This is a genomic window from Pseudomonas sp. ASL7, from assembly GCF_056680375.1.
In genome coordinates this window covers 4,988,224-5,002,497 of sequence record NZ_CM155279.1, presented here as the reverse complement: position 1 = coordinate 5,002,497, position 14,274 = coordinate 4,988,224, and the positions used below count along the sequence as shown (strand labels likewise).

Annotated in this window: 13 protein-coding genes and 1 pseudogene; 9 read left to right on the top strand and 5 right to left on the bottom strand. The window is 59.5% G+C overall.

Annotated elements, in window-relative coordinates; all coding sequences use genetic code 11:
- Positions 1-145: 145 nt before the first annotated feature.
- Complete coding sequence (cysQ, locus tag AC1MDT_RS23220) at positions 146-973, bottom strand: 3'(2'),5'-bisphosphate nucleotidase CysQ (RefSeq protein ID WP_480419124.1); 828 nt, start codon at positions 971-973, stop codon at positions 146-148.
- Positions 970-1,536: an ADP compounds hydrolase NudE gene (gene nudE, locus AC1MDT_RS23215; RefSeq protein ID WP_480419123.1), complete on the bottom strand. Its 567-nt coding sequence runs from the start codon at positions 1,534-1,536 to the stop codon at positions 970-972. The genes cysQ and nudE overlap by 4 nt, the downstream gene beginning before the upstream one ends.
- An 88-nt stretch (positions 1,537-1,624) precedes the next feature.
- On the opposite strand from nudE, the gene yrfG reads away from it, so the two are divergent.
- The 5 genes from yrfG (at position 1,625) to AC1MDT_RS23190 (ending at position 7,485) form a co-directional block, all read left to right on the top strand.
- Positions 1,625-2,287 carry a GMP/IMP nucleotidase gene (gene yrfG / locus AC1MDT_RS23210; protein ID WP_480419122.1) on the top strand — a complete coding sequence of 221 codons (663 nt, stop codon included), beginning with the start codon at positions 1,625-1,627 and terminating at the stop codon, positions 2,285-2,287.
- A 185-nt stretch (positions 2,288-2,472) separates the two neighbouring features.
- Complete coding sequence (locus AC1MDT_RS23205) at positions 2,473-3,360, top strand: LysR family transcriptional regulator (RefSeq protein ID WP_480419121.1); 888 nt, start codon at positions 2,473-2,475, stop codon at positions 3,358-3,360.
- Positions 3,361-3,454: 94 nt separating this feature from the next.
- On the top strand, positions 3,455-4,294 hold the full coding sequence (gene fdhD, locus AC1MDT_RS23200; RefSeq protein ID WP_480419120.1) for a formate dehydrogenase accessory sulfurtransferase FdhD: 840 nt from the start codon (positions 3,455-3,457) through the stop codon (positions 4,292-4,294).
- Positions 4,291-6,639: an FdhF/YdeP family oxidoreductase gene (locus AC1MDT_RS23195; RefSeq protein WP_480419119.1), complete on the top strand. Its 2,349-nt coding sequence runs from the start codon at positions 4,291-4,293 to the stop codon at positions 6,637-6,639. The genes fdhD and AC1MDT_RS23195 overlap by 4 nt, the downstream gene beginning before the upstream one ends.
- Positions 6,640-6,999: 360 nt before the next feature.
- On the top strand, positions 7,000-7,485 hold the full coding sequence (locus AC1MDT_RS23190) for a glycine zipper domain-containing protein (protein WP_480419118.1): 486 nt from the start codon (positions 7,000-7,002) through the stop codon (positions 7,483-7,485).
- A 68-nt stretch (positions 7,486-7,553) separates the two neighbouring features.
- On the opposite strand, the gene AC1MDT_RS23185 is transcribed toward AC1MDT_RS23190, so the two are convergent.
- The 3 genes from AC1MDT_RS23185 to AC1MDT_RS23175 all read right to left on the bottom strand — a co-directional run bounded on the left by AC1MDT_RS23185 (position 7,554) and on the right by AC1MDT_RS23175 (position 11,537).
- Positions 7,554-7,985, bottom strand: coding sequence for an acyl-CoA thioesterase (locus AC1MDT_RS23185; RefSeq protein WP_480419117.1), 432 nt, complete (start codon positions 7,983-7,985; stop codon positions 7,554-7,556).
- 168 nt (positions 7,986-8,153) lie between these two features.
- Positions 8,154-9,380, bottom strand: coding sequence for a 3-hydroxyacyl-CoA dehydrogenase (locus tag AC1MDT_RS23180; RefSeq protein WP_480419116.1), 1,227 nt, complete (start codon positions 9,378-9,380; stop codon positions 8,154-8,156).
- 222 nt (positions 9,381-9,602) lie between these two features.
- Complete coding sequence (locus AC1MDT_RS23175) at positions 9,603-11,537, bottom strand: RecQ family ATP-dependent DNA helicase (RefSeq protein WP_480419115.1); 1,935 nt, start codon at positions 11,535-11,537, stop codon at positions 9,603-9,605.
- A 615-nt stretch (positions 11,538-12,152) separates the two neighbouring features.
- On the opposite strand from AC1MDT_RS23175, the gene AC1MDT_RS23170 reads away from it, so the two are divergent.
- The 4 genes and pseudogenes from AC1MDT_RS23170 (at position 12,153) to AC1MDT_RS23155 (ending at position 14,155) form a co-directional block, all read left to right on the top strand.
- Positions 12,153-12,428, top strand: coding sequence for a hypothetical protein (locus tag AC1MDT_RS23170; RefSeq protein WP_480419114.1), 276 nt, complete (start codon positions 12,153-12,155; stop codon positions 12,426-12,428).
- 328 nt (positions 12,429-12,756) lie between these two features.
- Positions 12,757-12,876, top strand: a pseudogene (locus AC1MDT_RS23165) (antitoxin PaaA2 family protein); the annotation flags it as partial.
- Positions 12,877-13,209: 333 nt separating this feature from the next.
- Positions 13,210-13,506: a hypothetical protein gene (locus tag AC1MDT_RS23160; RefSeq protein ID WP_480419113.1), complete on the top strand. Its 297-nt coding sequence runs from the start codon at positions 13,210-13,212 to the stop codon at positions 13,504-13,506.
- A 283-nt stretch (positions 13,507-13,789) separates the two neighbouring features.
- Positions 13,790-14,155: a DUF1493 family protein gene (locus AC1MDT_RS23155; RefSeq protein ID WP_480422855.1), complete on the top strand. Its 366-nt coding sequence runs from the start codon at positions 13,790-13,792 to the stop codon at positions 14,153-14,155.
- The last annotated feature ends 119 nt before the right edge of the window (positions 14,156-14,274 follow it).

The following is a 14,274-nucleotide window of genomic DNA, read 5'->3' as shown; positions in this document are numbered from 1 at the left end:
GTTAACGATAACGCTGCAAGCCTGACACCCAGCGGCGTTCTCAGGTTCATCGTCGGAACGCCGCCCGGAGCAAGCTCGCTCCTACAGGGGGGCGCGTTTCTCTGTAGGAGCTGTCGAGTGAAACGAGGCTGCGATCTTTTGATCTTCAGGCCCGAGCCAGCGCCAGCAATTTCTCCCGCCAGGCAGCCTTCGCCGGGAGCGCCAGGAAAAACTCATTCAACAACGATTCCCGCGCCGGATAACAAAACGGCGCACCACTCAAATCCAGCACCTCACCACCCGCCCCTTCGAGCACACCTTGCGCAGCCGCCGTGTCCCACTGCGAAGTCGGTGCCAGGCGCGGGTAACAATCCGCCGCCCCTTCCGCCAACAAACAAAACTTCAGGGAACTGCCGATATTGGCCAATTGAAGCTCACCCAGGCTGTCGCTCAACCCGGCCAGCAAGCGCTCTTGCTCAGGGCTCGAATGCCGACGACTGGCGACCACGGTAAACGCTTCACCCGCCGCCGGCACTTCGCGAACCTGAATCGGCAGCGGCTCACCGCCCTGGTCCCCACGCCATGCGCCCAACCCTTCGCCACCCACATAAAAACGCCTATTGGTCGGCATCGAGACCACACCAAACACCACCCGTCCTTGCTCGATCAGCGCAATGTTGACGGTGAATTCTTCGCTGCCCGAGATGAACTCCTTGGTCCCGTCCAACGGGTCCACCAGCCACCAACGCTGCCAACCGGCGCGTACGCTTTGGGGAATGTTGGCGTCTTCTTCGGACAGCACCGGGATGCTCGGGTCCAGCGCCGTCAGGCCGGCCAGGATCAAATGATGGGCCGCCAGGTCAGCGGCGGTGACCGGTGAATCATCGGACTTCGCCGTGACCGCCACATTCGCGCGCCAGAACGGCAAAATAACTTCGCCAGCTTTTAATGCCAGTTCAACGACCGGCGCCATCAATGGATGCGGAAAATTCATGGCAGGAACACCCCTCGCTGAGTCAGCAGATCACGGGCCAGATACAACGCCGCCAAGGCACGGCCTTCAGTGAATTGCGGGTTTTGGGCCAGCGCCGACAGCTCACGCAGGTTGACCTTGTCCACGCCCATCGGCTCGGGTTCGTCGCCCTCCAGACGGTCTTCATACAGTTCGGTGGCCAGCACCACCTGAATCTTCTGGCTCATGTAACCGGGTGATAACGACAACTCGGTCAGATGCTCCAATTGACGCGCGCCATAGCCGGCCTCTTCCTTGAGCTCCCGCTCGGCGGCCGCCAACACGTCTTCGCCCGGCTCGATCAGCCCCTTGGGCAAGGACAACTCGTATTCGTCGGTGCCACCGCAATATTCTTCGACCAGCACCGCGTGGTCCGAATCGAGCATCGCCACAATCATCACTGCGCCATAACCGGCGCCCTTGCCGACCAATCGCTCGTAAGTGCGCTCCACGCCATTGGAAAAGCGCAACTTCAGCTCTTCGACGCAGAACAAGCGGCTGGTGGCGACGATCTCGCGGGCCAGTATGGTGGGTTTTTGGCGCATGAAAAGCTCCTTGGCGTGAACGCGTTACTATACCCGGCCTATCCTGATTGTTTACCTCGGATCTGTTTTTTACCGCTGGAGAATTTTTATGCCCTTGCTGCCCTGGCACGACATCGACACCGTTTTGCTGGACATGGACGGCACGCTGTTGGACCTGCACTACGACAACCATTTCTGGATGGAACACCTGCCCCAGCGTTACGCCGAGTTGCACGGGGTGAGCCGCGCCATGGCCGAAATGGAGTTGCAGCCGCTGTTCGAACGCAATGCGGGCCAGCTGCAGTGGTATTGCCTGGACTTCTGGAGCGCCGAGCTGAAACTGCCGGTGCGTGAACTGAAACTCGAAACCGCGCACCTCATTGCCCTGCGCCCGGATGCGGACACGTTTCTGGCGGCACTCAAACAGGCCGGCAAGCGTGTGGTGATGATTACCAACGCGCACCGTGATTCGCTGTCATTGAAGCTGGAAAGAATCGAGCTGGCGCCGTACTTCGAGCGGTTGATCAGCTCTCACGATTACGGCTTCGCCAAGGAAAACCCGCAGTTCTGGTATGCCTTGAAGGCGGATCTCGGTTTTGACCCGGCACGTAGTCTGTTTATCGACGATACGTTGCCGATCCTGCGCAGTGCGCGCAATTTTGGTGTGACGCATTTGTTGGCGGTGAGCGAGCCGGACAGCCGCAAGGGGCCGAAGGACACGGCGGAGTTTGCGGCGGTGGGGGATTATCGGGAGCTCATTGCAGGGCTTTGATACCGAGGCGCCTGCATCGCGAGCAAGCTCGCTCCCACAGGGGATTAGCGTCGATCATAAATCCAATGTGGGAGCGAGCTTGCTCGCGATGGCTAGACCAAGGTGGCACGCGGTTCCAACCCGACCCATGACGCTGCTGCCCCCCAAGCGCTAGAATCCGCACCTTCCCGCGCCTTGGAGCGAAGATGGACATCAAGCAGCTGAAATTCCTCATCGCGCTCGACGAGACCCGACATTTCGGCCAGGCCGCCGCACGCTGTCACATCACCCAGCCGACCCTGTCCATGCGCCTGCGCAGCCTCGAAGAAGAACTTGAGTTGCCGCTGGTCAACCGTGGCCAACGCTTCGAAGGGTTCACCGCCCCGGGCGAGCGGGTGCTGGCGTGGGCGCGAACGGTGCTGGCGGCCTGCGATGGCTTGCAAGCCGAGGCGGCGGCCTGTCGCGGCAACCTCGTGGGTACGTTGCGGTTGGGCGTGGTGCCGCTGTCGAGCTTCGATCCACTGCCGCTGATGCAACGCTTGCACGCGCAGCACCCGAATCTGCGCTTCGAGCTCTCGGCCCTCAGTTCCGAACAGATCCTCGAACAGTTGGCGAACAACCGCCTGGACCTCGGCGTGTCGTACCTGGAACGCCTGGACAGCGAGCGCTTCGATTCCCTGGCGCTCAGCGAAACCCGCATGGGCCTGCTCTACGATCAGCGCTTCTTCAGTTTCGATGAGGCGCCATTGAGCTGGGAGTCGCTGATCGAACTGCCGCTGGGCATGCTCACCAGCGGCATGCATTTCCGCCAGTCCATTGACCATAACTTTCACAGTCGTGGCCTGACACCGCAGCCGTTGCTGCAGACCGATGCCGTCCACCAATTGTTACAAGCAGTGCACGGCGGGTTCTGCTGCGCAGTAATGCCTTTGGACGGTGGCCTGGAAAACCTCACCGACCATTTGCGTCTGCAACCGATCGAAAACGCCCAGACCCTCGCCCGCTTGGGGCTGATCATGCGTCGCAGCGCGCCACGTTCGGCACTGGCGGAAGCCTGTTTCGCGCTCTATCAACAATCGCCGACAGGCTCTTGATCGACGGTATCTATCGGCAGATCAGTAATAGCGATTAGACGCGACAAGTTGACGCGCCTAGGCTTATAGCTGACCAAACCGTCGGTGATCCCTCATGAACACCAAGCGCCCTGCCTGCGCGGCGCCTGCCCTCGAAACACCCGCGCCCGCTGCAAGCCAGACCTACAGTTACTGCGACCTTCAATACGCCGAATCAGCCAGCACCGCGCTGGCCGAAGAGGTCGCGTTGGCGATCGCCTATAACGGCATCAGCCAGGCTGTGATGCTGGTGACACCGACGGACCTGGAAGACTTCATCGTCGGCTTCAGCCTCGGCAGCGGGATCATCGAAGACGCCGCCGACATTTATGACCTGCAACTCAGCGGCTCGGGCTCGGCGCAATACGCGCAAGTGACCATCGCCAACCGCGCCTTCTGGAACCTCAAGCAGCAGCGCCGACAACTCGCCGGCACCAGCGGCTGCGGGCTCTGTGGCGTGGAGGCCGTGGAACAAGCGCTGCCAGAGCTCAAAGTGTTGCCCGGCGCGCCACTGCCGCCTGCCGAATGGCTCGACGGACTGCGCCAGCGCATCGGCGCTTTTCAGCCGCTGGGCCAGCATTGCGGCGCGGTGCATGCGGCGGTGTTCATGAACGGCCAGGGCGAATTGCTGCTGGGCCGCGAAGACATCGGCCGGCACAACGCCCTCGACAAACTGATCGGCGGGCTGATCCGTCAGAAGATTCCGATCACCGGCGGACTGGCCATTGTCACCAGCCGCTGCAGTCTCGAATTGATCCAAAAAGTATTGCGCGCAGGCATCCAGACCCTGGTCAGCCTGTCGTCGCCCACGGGCCTTGCCGTGCAATGGGCCCGTCGCCATAACCTCAATCTCATCCACCTGCCGCAGAAAAGTGCACCGCGGGTCTACAGCCCAGCGATGGAGAACCAAGCGTGAGTCAACTTCAACAACCCAACCAGAATCCCGTCCCACGCTACAAGCCCTATAAAGGCGCGGCCGGTGGCTGGGGCGCGCTGATCAGCGTTGCCCATGCCTGGTTGAACAGCGACAACGCGCTGAAAAACCTGCGAATCATGCTCAAGACCAACCAGAACGGTGGCTTTGACTGCCCAGGTTGCGCGTGGGGCGATTCTCCGGAAAAGGGCATGGTGATGTTCTGCGAGAACGGCGCCAAAGCAGTGAACTGGGAAGCGACCAAACGGCGTGTCGATGCCGCGTTTTTCGCCAGACACAGCGTTAGCTCGTTGCTGGAGCAAAGTGATTACTGGCTCGAGTACCAGGGCCGTCTGACCGAGCCGATGAGCTACGACGCTGAAACCGACCGCTACAAACCCATTAGTTGGGCAGACGCCTTCGCGCTGATCGGCAAACATTTGCGGGGCCTGTCGAGCCCGAATCAGGCCGAGTTCTACACCTCGGGCCGCGCCAGCAACGAAGCGGCGTTCCTCTATCAATTGTTCGTGCGCGCCTATGGCACCAACAATTTCCCCGACTGCTCGAACATGTGCCACGAAGCCAGTGGTGTTGCGTTGGCGCAAAGCGTTGGCGTCGGCAAAGGCACCGTGACCTTCGACGACTTCGAACATGCGGATGCGATTTTTGTCTGGGGCCAGAACCCTGGCACCAACCACCCGCGGATGCTCGAGCCGCTGCGCGAAGCGGTGAAACGCGGTGCGCAGGTGGTGTGCATCAACCCGCTGAAAGAGCGCGGCCTGGAACGCTTCCAGCACCCGCAACACCCGATCGAGATGCTCACCAACGGCGATAAGCCGACCAACACCGCGTACTTCCGTCCGGCATTGGGTGGCGACATGGCGATCCTGCGCGGCATGGCGAAATTCCTGCTGCAATGGGAGCGCGATGCGCAGAAGGCTGGCAAGCCGGCGGTGTTCGATCACGACTTCCTCAATGAACACAGCGTCAACGTGCTGGAATACCTTGGCGTCATCGACGACACCCCATGGGAGCAGATCGTCGAGCAGTCCGGCCTGACCCTGGTGGAAATCGAGCAAGCGGCGCGCATGTACGCCCAGAGCAAAAGCGTGATCATGTGCTGGGCAATGGGCATCACCCAGCATCGCCATTCGGTGCCGACCATCCAGGAAATCGCCAACCTGATGCTGCTGCGCGGCAACATCGGCCGGCCCGGTGCCGGCCTGTGCCCGGTGCGTGGCCACAGTAACGTGCAGGGCGACCGGACCATGGGCATCAACGAGCGTCCGCCAGCGACGTTCCTTGATGCCCTGGAGCGTCGTTTCCAGTTCAAGGTACCGCGTGAAAATGGCCATAACGTGGTCGAGGCGATTCATGCCATGGCCGACGGTCGGGCGAACGTCTTTATCGGGCTGGGCGGCAACTTCGCCCAGGCCACACCGGACAGCTCACGGACCTTCCAGGCCCTGAGCAACTGTGACCTGACCGTGCAAATCAGCACCAAACTCAACCGCAGCCATTTGGCGCACGGTAAAGAGGCGCTGATCCTGCCGTGCCTGGGCCGTACCGACATCGATATGCAGGCCGAAGGTCCGCAAGCGGTGACCGTCGAAGACTCGTTCAGCATGGTTCACGCCTCTAACGGTCAATTGCGGCCACTGTCGAACCAGATGCGCTCGGAGCCGTGGATCATCGCCGGCATCGCTGCCGCCACCCTGGGCAGCAACCCGGTGGACTGGAACTACCTGGTCGCCGACTACGACCGCATTCGCGACCTGATTGCCGACACCATTCCCGGCTTCCGGGATTTCAACGAGAAGGTCAAGAACCCGGGCGGTTTCTACCTGGGTAACAGTGCCAATGCCCGCCAATGGAACACCGCATCGGGGCGCGCCAATTTCCGGGCGAACATCCTGCCTAAAGACCTGGTGCATGAACGCACTCGCGCCACCGGGGTGCTGCCGGATTTGATCATGCAGTCCATGCGTTCCCACGATCAGTACAACACCACGATTTATGGGCTCGATGACCGTTATCGTGGCGTGAAGGGTCAGCGCGATGTGTTGTTCGTCAACGAAGCCGATATCATTCGCCTGGGGTTCAAGCCGGGGCAGAAAGCCGACATCGTCTCGATCTGGGATGATGGCCGTGAGCGTCGAGTGAAAGGTTTCACGCTGCTGGCGTTTGATATCCCCGCAGGGCAGGCCGCCGCGTATTACCCGGAAGTGAACCCGCTGGTGCCGCTGGAGAGCATCGGGGATGGCAGCCATACGCCGACGTCGAAGTTCGTGGCGATTCGGTTGGAAGCGGCGAGTGCGACCGGACTCATCATGGCAAAATCGGCTTAACGTAGCGTCAGATCCCACGTCATCGCGAGCAAGCTCGCTCCCACAGTTGATCTATAGCGAACACAGCATTGGTGATCGACCAAAATCCTCTGTGGGAGCGAGCTTGCTCGCGATGACGTGGGATCTGGCAATACATGTATCCGAACCTTGCGATTACGTTCCAATCGCCCACAAAAAAGGCCGTTTTTTCGCAAAAACGGCCTGTCCGAAGTAGCTAAAGACCGGCTAAATTCGCTTAAGTTCCGCCTAAAAAACAATAACTTATAGAAATGTGCTGAGGTCGTGTTACTCGTCGGATTTCGATTGTCACAACTATGACACAGCCTCAGGATCGCGCCGTCATCCCCTTGAGGTTCCTCTATGAAGTTCTCCTCGATTCTCTTGTTGTCCCTTAGCCTGGCTAGTGGCATCGCTTCTGCCGGCGGCACCGCTGAAGCAGGTGTGGGCGGCGCATTGGGCGGGGTTTTGGGCTCGGTCGTCGGTCAGTCACTGGGCGGCAATACAGGTTCCACCATCGGCGCAGCCCTGGGCGGCGCGGGTGGTAGTGCAGTCGGCGCAAACAAACACAGCCGTGGCGAAGCCGCCATTGGCGGTGCATTGGGCGCAGCGGGCGGTAACGTGGTCGGCCGCAGCATGGGCGGCACCAGCGGTAGCCTCATCGGCGCCGCAGCAGGTGGCGGCGCCGGTGGCGCGCTGGGTAACTACATGGGTAACCAAAGCAATGGCGGCGGCGACGGTGATGGTCGTCACGGCCATGGTGATCATCGCTACTACCATGACGACGACCACCGCGGCCGCGGCCATGCCTATGGTCATCACAAGCATCACCGGTACTATCACGACTGAGGGTTGAATCGCCTCGTTTGCCGGTCAGTTAAAAATCGCAGCCCAAGGGCTGCGATTTTTTTTGCCCGTCAAACCACCAGCCGCTCCAGCGCCCCGCGTAATCCGGCAGGAATCGCCACCGGCTGATTCGTCGCCCGATCCACAAACACATGCACAAAACGCCCCGCCGCACAGGCTTCGTCTTCCCCTTGCTTGAACACCGCCAGTTCGTATTGCACCGAACTGTTGCCCAACTTGCCCACCCGCAGACCAATCTCTATACGATCCGGGAAAGCGATGGATGCAAAGTAGTCACAGGCCGAACTCACCACAAAGCCCACGACGTCACCGTCATGAATATCCAGCCCGCCGACGTCGATCAGGTAGGTGTTCACCGCCGTGTCGAAAAAGCTGTAGTAGGTGACGTTATTGACGTGACCGTAGACGTCGTTGTCGTGCCAGCGGGTGGTGATGGGCTGGAAGTGGAGGTAATGGGTGCGTTGGGGCATCGGGTCGGACATCAGTGTCGATTCCTGGAGTTGGATTGCCAGTCTAAGGCGAAAACCGCGTCGTACTCATCGCGAGCAGGCTCGCTCCCACAGGATCTCAGTCGTACACAAGATCTGCGTTCACTGAAGATCAATTGTGGGAGCGAGCCTGCTCGCGAAGAGGCCAACACAGGCACCGAATCACTTGTCGGCAAACCCTTTACCCACTGCCGCCAATTCGCCAATCAAGCGCGCCGGCTTCCAGTGATCGCCTTGATGCGTCTCCAGCAGCATCAACCGCTGATGAACATCCCCCAAGCCTTGCTGATCCGCCCAGGCCATCGGCCCACCCTTGTCCGCCGGGAAGCCGTAACCGTTGAGGTACACCAAATCGATGTCATGCGCAGACCCGGCAATCCCTTCCTGAAGGATCTTCGCCCCTTCGTTGACCAACGCCAGCAAGCAGCGCTCCAGAATCTCCTCCGGCCCGATCTCACGACGCTGGAAACCCAACCCTTCGCTGACTTCCAATACCAGCGCATCCACTTCTACGTCGTGCTCAGCCTGACGACTGCCCGGCTCATAGTGGTAATAGCCGTTGCCACTCTTCTGGCCAAAACGCCCCCGTTCGCACAGTCGGTTATCCACTTGAACCTCGGGCGCATCCTGACCTTTGCCTGCCAGTTCCCGAGCGCGCCATTGCAGGTCGATGCCGACCACGTCGAACATGCGGAACGGCCCCATGGCGAAACCGAAACCTTGCAGCGCCGCATCCACCTGGTAGGGGTATGCGCCCTCGAGTAGCATCTTGCGCGCTTCGAGCACGTAGGTATTGAGCATGCGGTTACCGATGAAACCGTCGCAGTTGCCCGCCACCACGCTGACCTTGCCCATGCGCTTACCCAGCGCCAGGGCCGCATCGAGCACCGCCGGGGCAGTTTGAGCGCCGCGAACGATTTCCAGCAGTTTCATGATGTGCGCCGGGCTGAAGAAGTGCAGGCCCAGCACCTGGCGCGGGCGGCGAGTCGCCGCGGCAATGGCGTCGATGTCCAGCGCCGAGGTATTGCTGGCCAGAATCGCTTCGGGTTTGAGCAGCCCATCCAGTTCGCGGAAGATTTTCTGCTTGAGCTTGAGGTTTTCATAAACCGCTTCGATCACCAGATCAACCTCACGGATCGCCGCATAATCGGCAGCCATCGTGACCCGTGCAATGCGAGCGTCTGCCTCAGCCTGATCGATACGCCCCTGACGCACGTTGTGGGCATAGGTCTCAGCCACGGCAGCGAGAGCCTGCTCAAGCATCTGCGGATTGTTATCGACCCATTGCACCGGCACCCCGGCGTTGACCAGGCACATGACAATGCCGCGGCCCATGGTGCCCGCGCCGATGACGGCAGCGCGCTGAATGTTGAACGGTGTCTGGCTCATGTTGTTCTCTTGTTGGCGATCCAAAGACAGCCCTCACCATAGTCAGCCACCGCGCATTTTTGAAATTTATTCCAGTGATGAGCAACATTCAGCGGATGGATGCACCTCGAAAACACTGAAAACCCCTGTAGGAGCGAGCTTGCTCGCGATGGTGTGTCAGTCGACATCTCTGCAGCTGACACTCTTTCGCGAGCAAGCTCGCTCCTACACAGGGGGCACGGTTCAGCCTGACAGATGCGTTTCAGCCCACGCCCGGACGTCGCCATACGGATAATCCTCCAGCACCGCAAACCCCGGGATCGACCGCGCCTTGAGCTTGGTAAACAGCGGCACGCTGATCCCGCACAGGAATCGCGTCACGCGCTCAGTCGAAGGAACATCGCCGGTGTGTTGTTCGTGCCTGTGGATAAAATCACCGCACAACGCTTCGAAGTTTTTATCCACAAGCGCCGGCAACACAGGTGGCGCGGGCAGTGTCGCCACTGCCCCGTGACACACCGAACAATGCCCGCATTGCTGCGGCGCGTTTTCATCGCCGAAATACTCGGCCAGGCGATAACCCAGGCAGCGGTCAGTGGCGAATAGGTTCAGCATGGCGTGAATCCGGGCGATCTCCGTGCGCTCATGCTGAGTGAAACAGGCATGCAGTTCTGCACTCAGCGCCTGACTGTCGACGTCCGTTTGCAGCAGGCTGTAGACCTCGGTCATCTGCTTGCTTTCCAGCTCGACCCAGCCCTTCTCCTGAAAATAATCCAGTGCCTTGACCACTCGATCGCGCTCGGCCTGGTGTTGCTCGTACAGCGCGTCGAAATTCACCGTGGCCCAGGTTCGCGCGCGACTAGAGGTCTGGATGATCGCCGCGACGAAATCCCTGCGCTCACCTTCGAAACGGGCCAACAACACTTCCGGCTCCTGTACATACTTAAAGCGGTATTCAGCGTAATAGGCGTAACGCGGCGCGATGATTCCGCGCAGTTCCAACTGCACCAGCAGCGTCTTGAGCGGTAGCTGACGGATGTTGCTCTGTTCCGCCAGTGGCCCCAGCATAAACTCCCACTGCCCTTCGGCTGCGGCAGCTTTGAGCTCGTCGAGCACGTAGCGGATGCCGTCCAGTTCCGGCGTGTCGCCGTAGACGAAGTTTTCCAGCACATTGAGGCTGTCGCGGTTGGCCAGGACCAGGCAGTCCGACGGTTGCCCGTCACGTCCGGCACGGCCGATTTCCTGGCTGTAGTTTTCGATGGATTTGGGCAGGTCGAAATGCACCACGTTGCGGATGTCGCTCTTGTCGATGCCCATGCCGAACGCGATGGTGGCGACGATGCAATTGGACTGCCCACCCATGAACCGCTTCTGGATCGCTTCGCGTTGTTCGTGGGGCAGGCCGGCGTGATAGGCCTCGGCCTGGATGCCGTTGCGGGCCAGATGCTCAGCGATGTGCTCGGCGGTTTTCTGCAGGGTGACGTAGACGATGCTGGGCTGGTTGGGACGTTGGCTCATCCATTCGACAAGGCGTCGGCGTTTATCCTGACCGCGTACCGGCTCCACCAGCAAGTGCAGGTTCGGCCGGTAGAAACCGGTGGTCACGACGTCTTCGGGGGCGATGGCAAACTTGGCCTCCATGTCGGCGATCACTTTGGGCGTTGCGGTGGCGGTCAGCAGCAGCGCCTGAGGGATGTTGAACTGGCGCTGGTAGTCGGGGAGCTTGAGGTAGTCGGGGCGGAAGTTATGGCCCCACTCCGAGATGCAGTGCGCCTCGTCCACCACCAGCAACGAGATCGGCACCTGCTGCAAGAAATTGCGGAAACGCTCGTTCTTCAGCCGCTCCACGGAAATCATCAAAATTTTCAATTCGCCGGACTTGGCGCGAGCCATCACCTCGCTGGCGTCATCGCGGCTCTGGGCCGAATCGATACTGCCCGCTGCAATGCCGTGGCGCTGCAGAAATGCCAACTGATCCTGCATCAACGCCAACAGCGGCGAGACCACCAGCGTCAGGTGCGGCAGCAACAAGGCCGATAATTGATAACAAAGGGACTTGCCCGAACCCGTGGGGAAAATCGCCGCCGCCGAGCGCCCGGCCAACACCGCGCTGATCGCCGCTTCCTGGCCGGGCCGAAACTGTGGATAACCGAAAACCTGTTCCAGGGTGTTGTGCATAAGCTGTCACTCCGTTGACCGCTGCGAAGCCCAAAGCCTAGCCGGTGATCGCAGCGAGTCGAGAAAAGGTCCGGGGCAAAAACGATACGGGATGATACAGCGGATAGAACGAGGGCACGGTAAGGCTGAGCGATGGGGTGACTGATAAATTGCTTTCGCGAGCAGGCTCGCTCCCACAGTGGATTTGTGGTGATGCATATACCCTTGTGGGAGCGAGCCTGCTCGCGATGAGGCCAGCCAAATCACCACAGTAACCCGACTCACGACACCAACACCGCCACCCGCACCCGCATCGCCCACTGCAGACCTAATTCCCCTTAATTGCTTAACCCAGCATTTTCGAAATGCCCTACAACTTCTGGCGCACTCCATACCGAGATTTGCTGCGCAACGCCTGACCACCCCGTAGGAAACTTCACCTACAGCGGTTTCGCTGGCAAAACCCTGGAAAATGCGTAGGCCCCTTCCTCAAAGCCCGGTAAATCCCCTACGAACCCCGTCCATTGCAGCCGTATTGCCGCTCGGCCTCCTGCCCTTCTATAGTTTTCGGCGCGGCCAAAACAGTGTGTCGGCCTGCCAGGCGAGATTGCCCGACTTCCCAAAGGACTGACCTAGATGCAAGACCGCTATCGCCCACTCAAAACCAGCTACAGCGACACCCCGGTATTGGTCATCGACACCGAAGCAGACCCTCACGAAATCCTCGACGCCGCCCGACAACGCATCCGCGCCGCCAGCGACCTGCTCGAAACGCTTTACTGCCTGTGCTTCAAACAAGCCGACGCCAGCGACATCCCCAACATCGTCAACGCGCTCTACCTGCTGACCCAGGACGGCAACGAACTCCTCGAAATCGCCCGGCAACGCCTACCGAAACCCACCACCAACTAATCCCCCACCACAATCCACTGTGGGAGCGAGCCTGCTCGCGAAGAACGATAACGCGGTGAACCTGATGAAAGCCAAAATGCCCGAAACCCAATCATCTACAGAAAAAGCAGCCTACGACGCTAATGCCGATCAGTTAAGCGGTAATGCGATCTGTAGCAGCTGGCGAAGCCTGCGTTCGGCGGCGAAGCCGTCGTGAAATCAGCCGACGCGGTGCATCAGAAACACCTCATGCACAGGTTTTACGACGGCTTCGCCGCCGAACGCAGGCTTCGCCAGCTGCTACAGGAAGCGTGTTGCGCCTGAGATTTCTAACTGACAGGCATTAGCCTGCGACGCTTGGTTTAAAGCACAGGTACAAGCTAGCCTCGACGCCCCTCATCCAGGCATTCCAGATCAAGAAGCCAAACGCCTGATGGCACTTAAACGAGCGCAATTGCGTAAACGATAAGTCTGTCAGCAACGCCCTATCAAAGCTTCGGCACGGTCCTACAAAAGAAAATGCCTTGTCGCCTATCGCCAGCTAAGCGCGAACGATACTGTCTCCCCATCGCTGCAAAATCAGCGATCAGGTTTGGTCACCTGAGAACAACGCACACATGTGTGCCATCATTCGCGCCGCGGACATCTATGTCCTCGTAGTGCATTGCTATGGCGGCTGTGTGCGGGACGCCCTCGGGCGAGCCGGGTTGTTGTTCTCGGTTGACCAAGCCTGCGCACAGTCCGCCTCCCATCGTTTGGTCACGGTGCTGGCGGTTACTTAACAACAAACCGAGTAATTCATATGCCAACGTTAAATCCGTTTCCAAGCCGCTACCGCCCACTCCAAACCAACCTCACCGATTCCCCGCCCCTGATCATCGACACAGAGGCCAACCCGCAAGACATCCTCGAAGCCGCCCTCCAGCGCATCCGAGCCTCCAGCGAACTGCTCCGAACCCTGCATTGCCAAAGCTTCGAACAAGGCGATCTCGAAGACATCCCCCACATCACCCACGCGCTCTACCTCCTGACCCAGGATGGCTGCGACCTGCTAAAAGTCGCCCAACAACGCATGTTGGACTGGAAAGCCCCAGCCTGAGGTCGAGTGAACAGATCGTTCCCACGTTCTGCGTGAGAACGATCAAACACCCGTTACAACCAGACTTGATCGCCGATAAACGCAAAGCGTTAAAAGCCGCCTTCGAACACTGGAGATAACCATGAGCAAATTTTTTGATGAGCTGATGGAGAGCGTGCACCAGATGAACGAGATCGTGCGGGGCGAGCGTGAGCCTTCCCGCGAATTCCATATTGATACGTTGCAAGCCAAGGAAATTCAAAAGGCTACCGGTCTGAATCAAGCCAAGTACGGACAACACACTATGAACCTCGCCCCCAACTTCCCCGACGACCACGCCATGCACCTGCTCATGCAGCTGCTGCACGAAGAACTCGGCCTGCCCAAACGCAAAACCATCAGCCTCACCACCTCGATCAACTTTGACCTGGGCTGTGACGGTGCTGATGCACGACATCTCATGGAAGTGCTTGAAGAACAGTTCGGGATCGACTTCGTGGACTACGACGCCTATCGCTACTTCCAACCTGAAGACTTTGACGTGTTTCTCAAGCGCCGAACGAAGGGACGTGGCGAGAAAACCCCACTGACTATTGGCATGCTCTACAAGGCGATCAAGGCTCAACGGTGGGACCCCCAAGCATTGGAAGGCAATAGGCCGAACACATAAGTGCCATTATTCTGGCCGTTTAGCGCGATTTAAGCTGGAATAATGGCAGTTGTCACAGCCTGTCAAATCCCACTCATACCGCGTAAACCTGGAGCCGCAGAATAGACCTGGCCGAATTC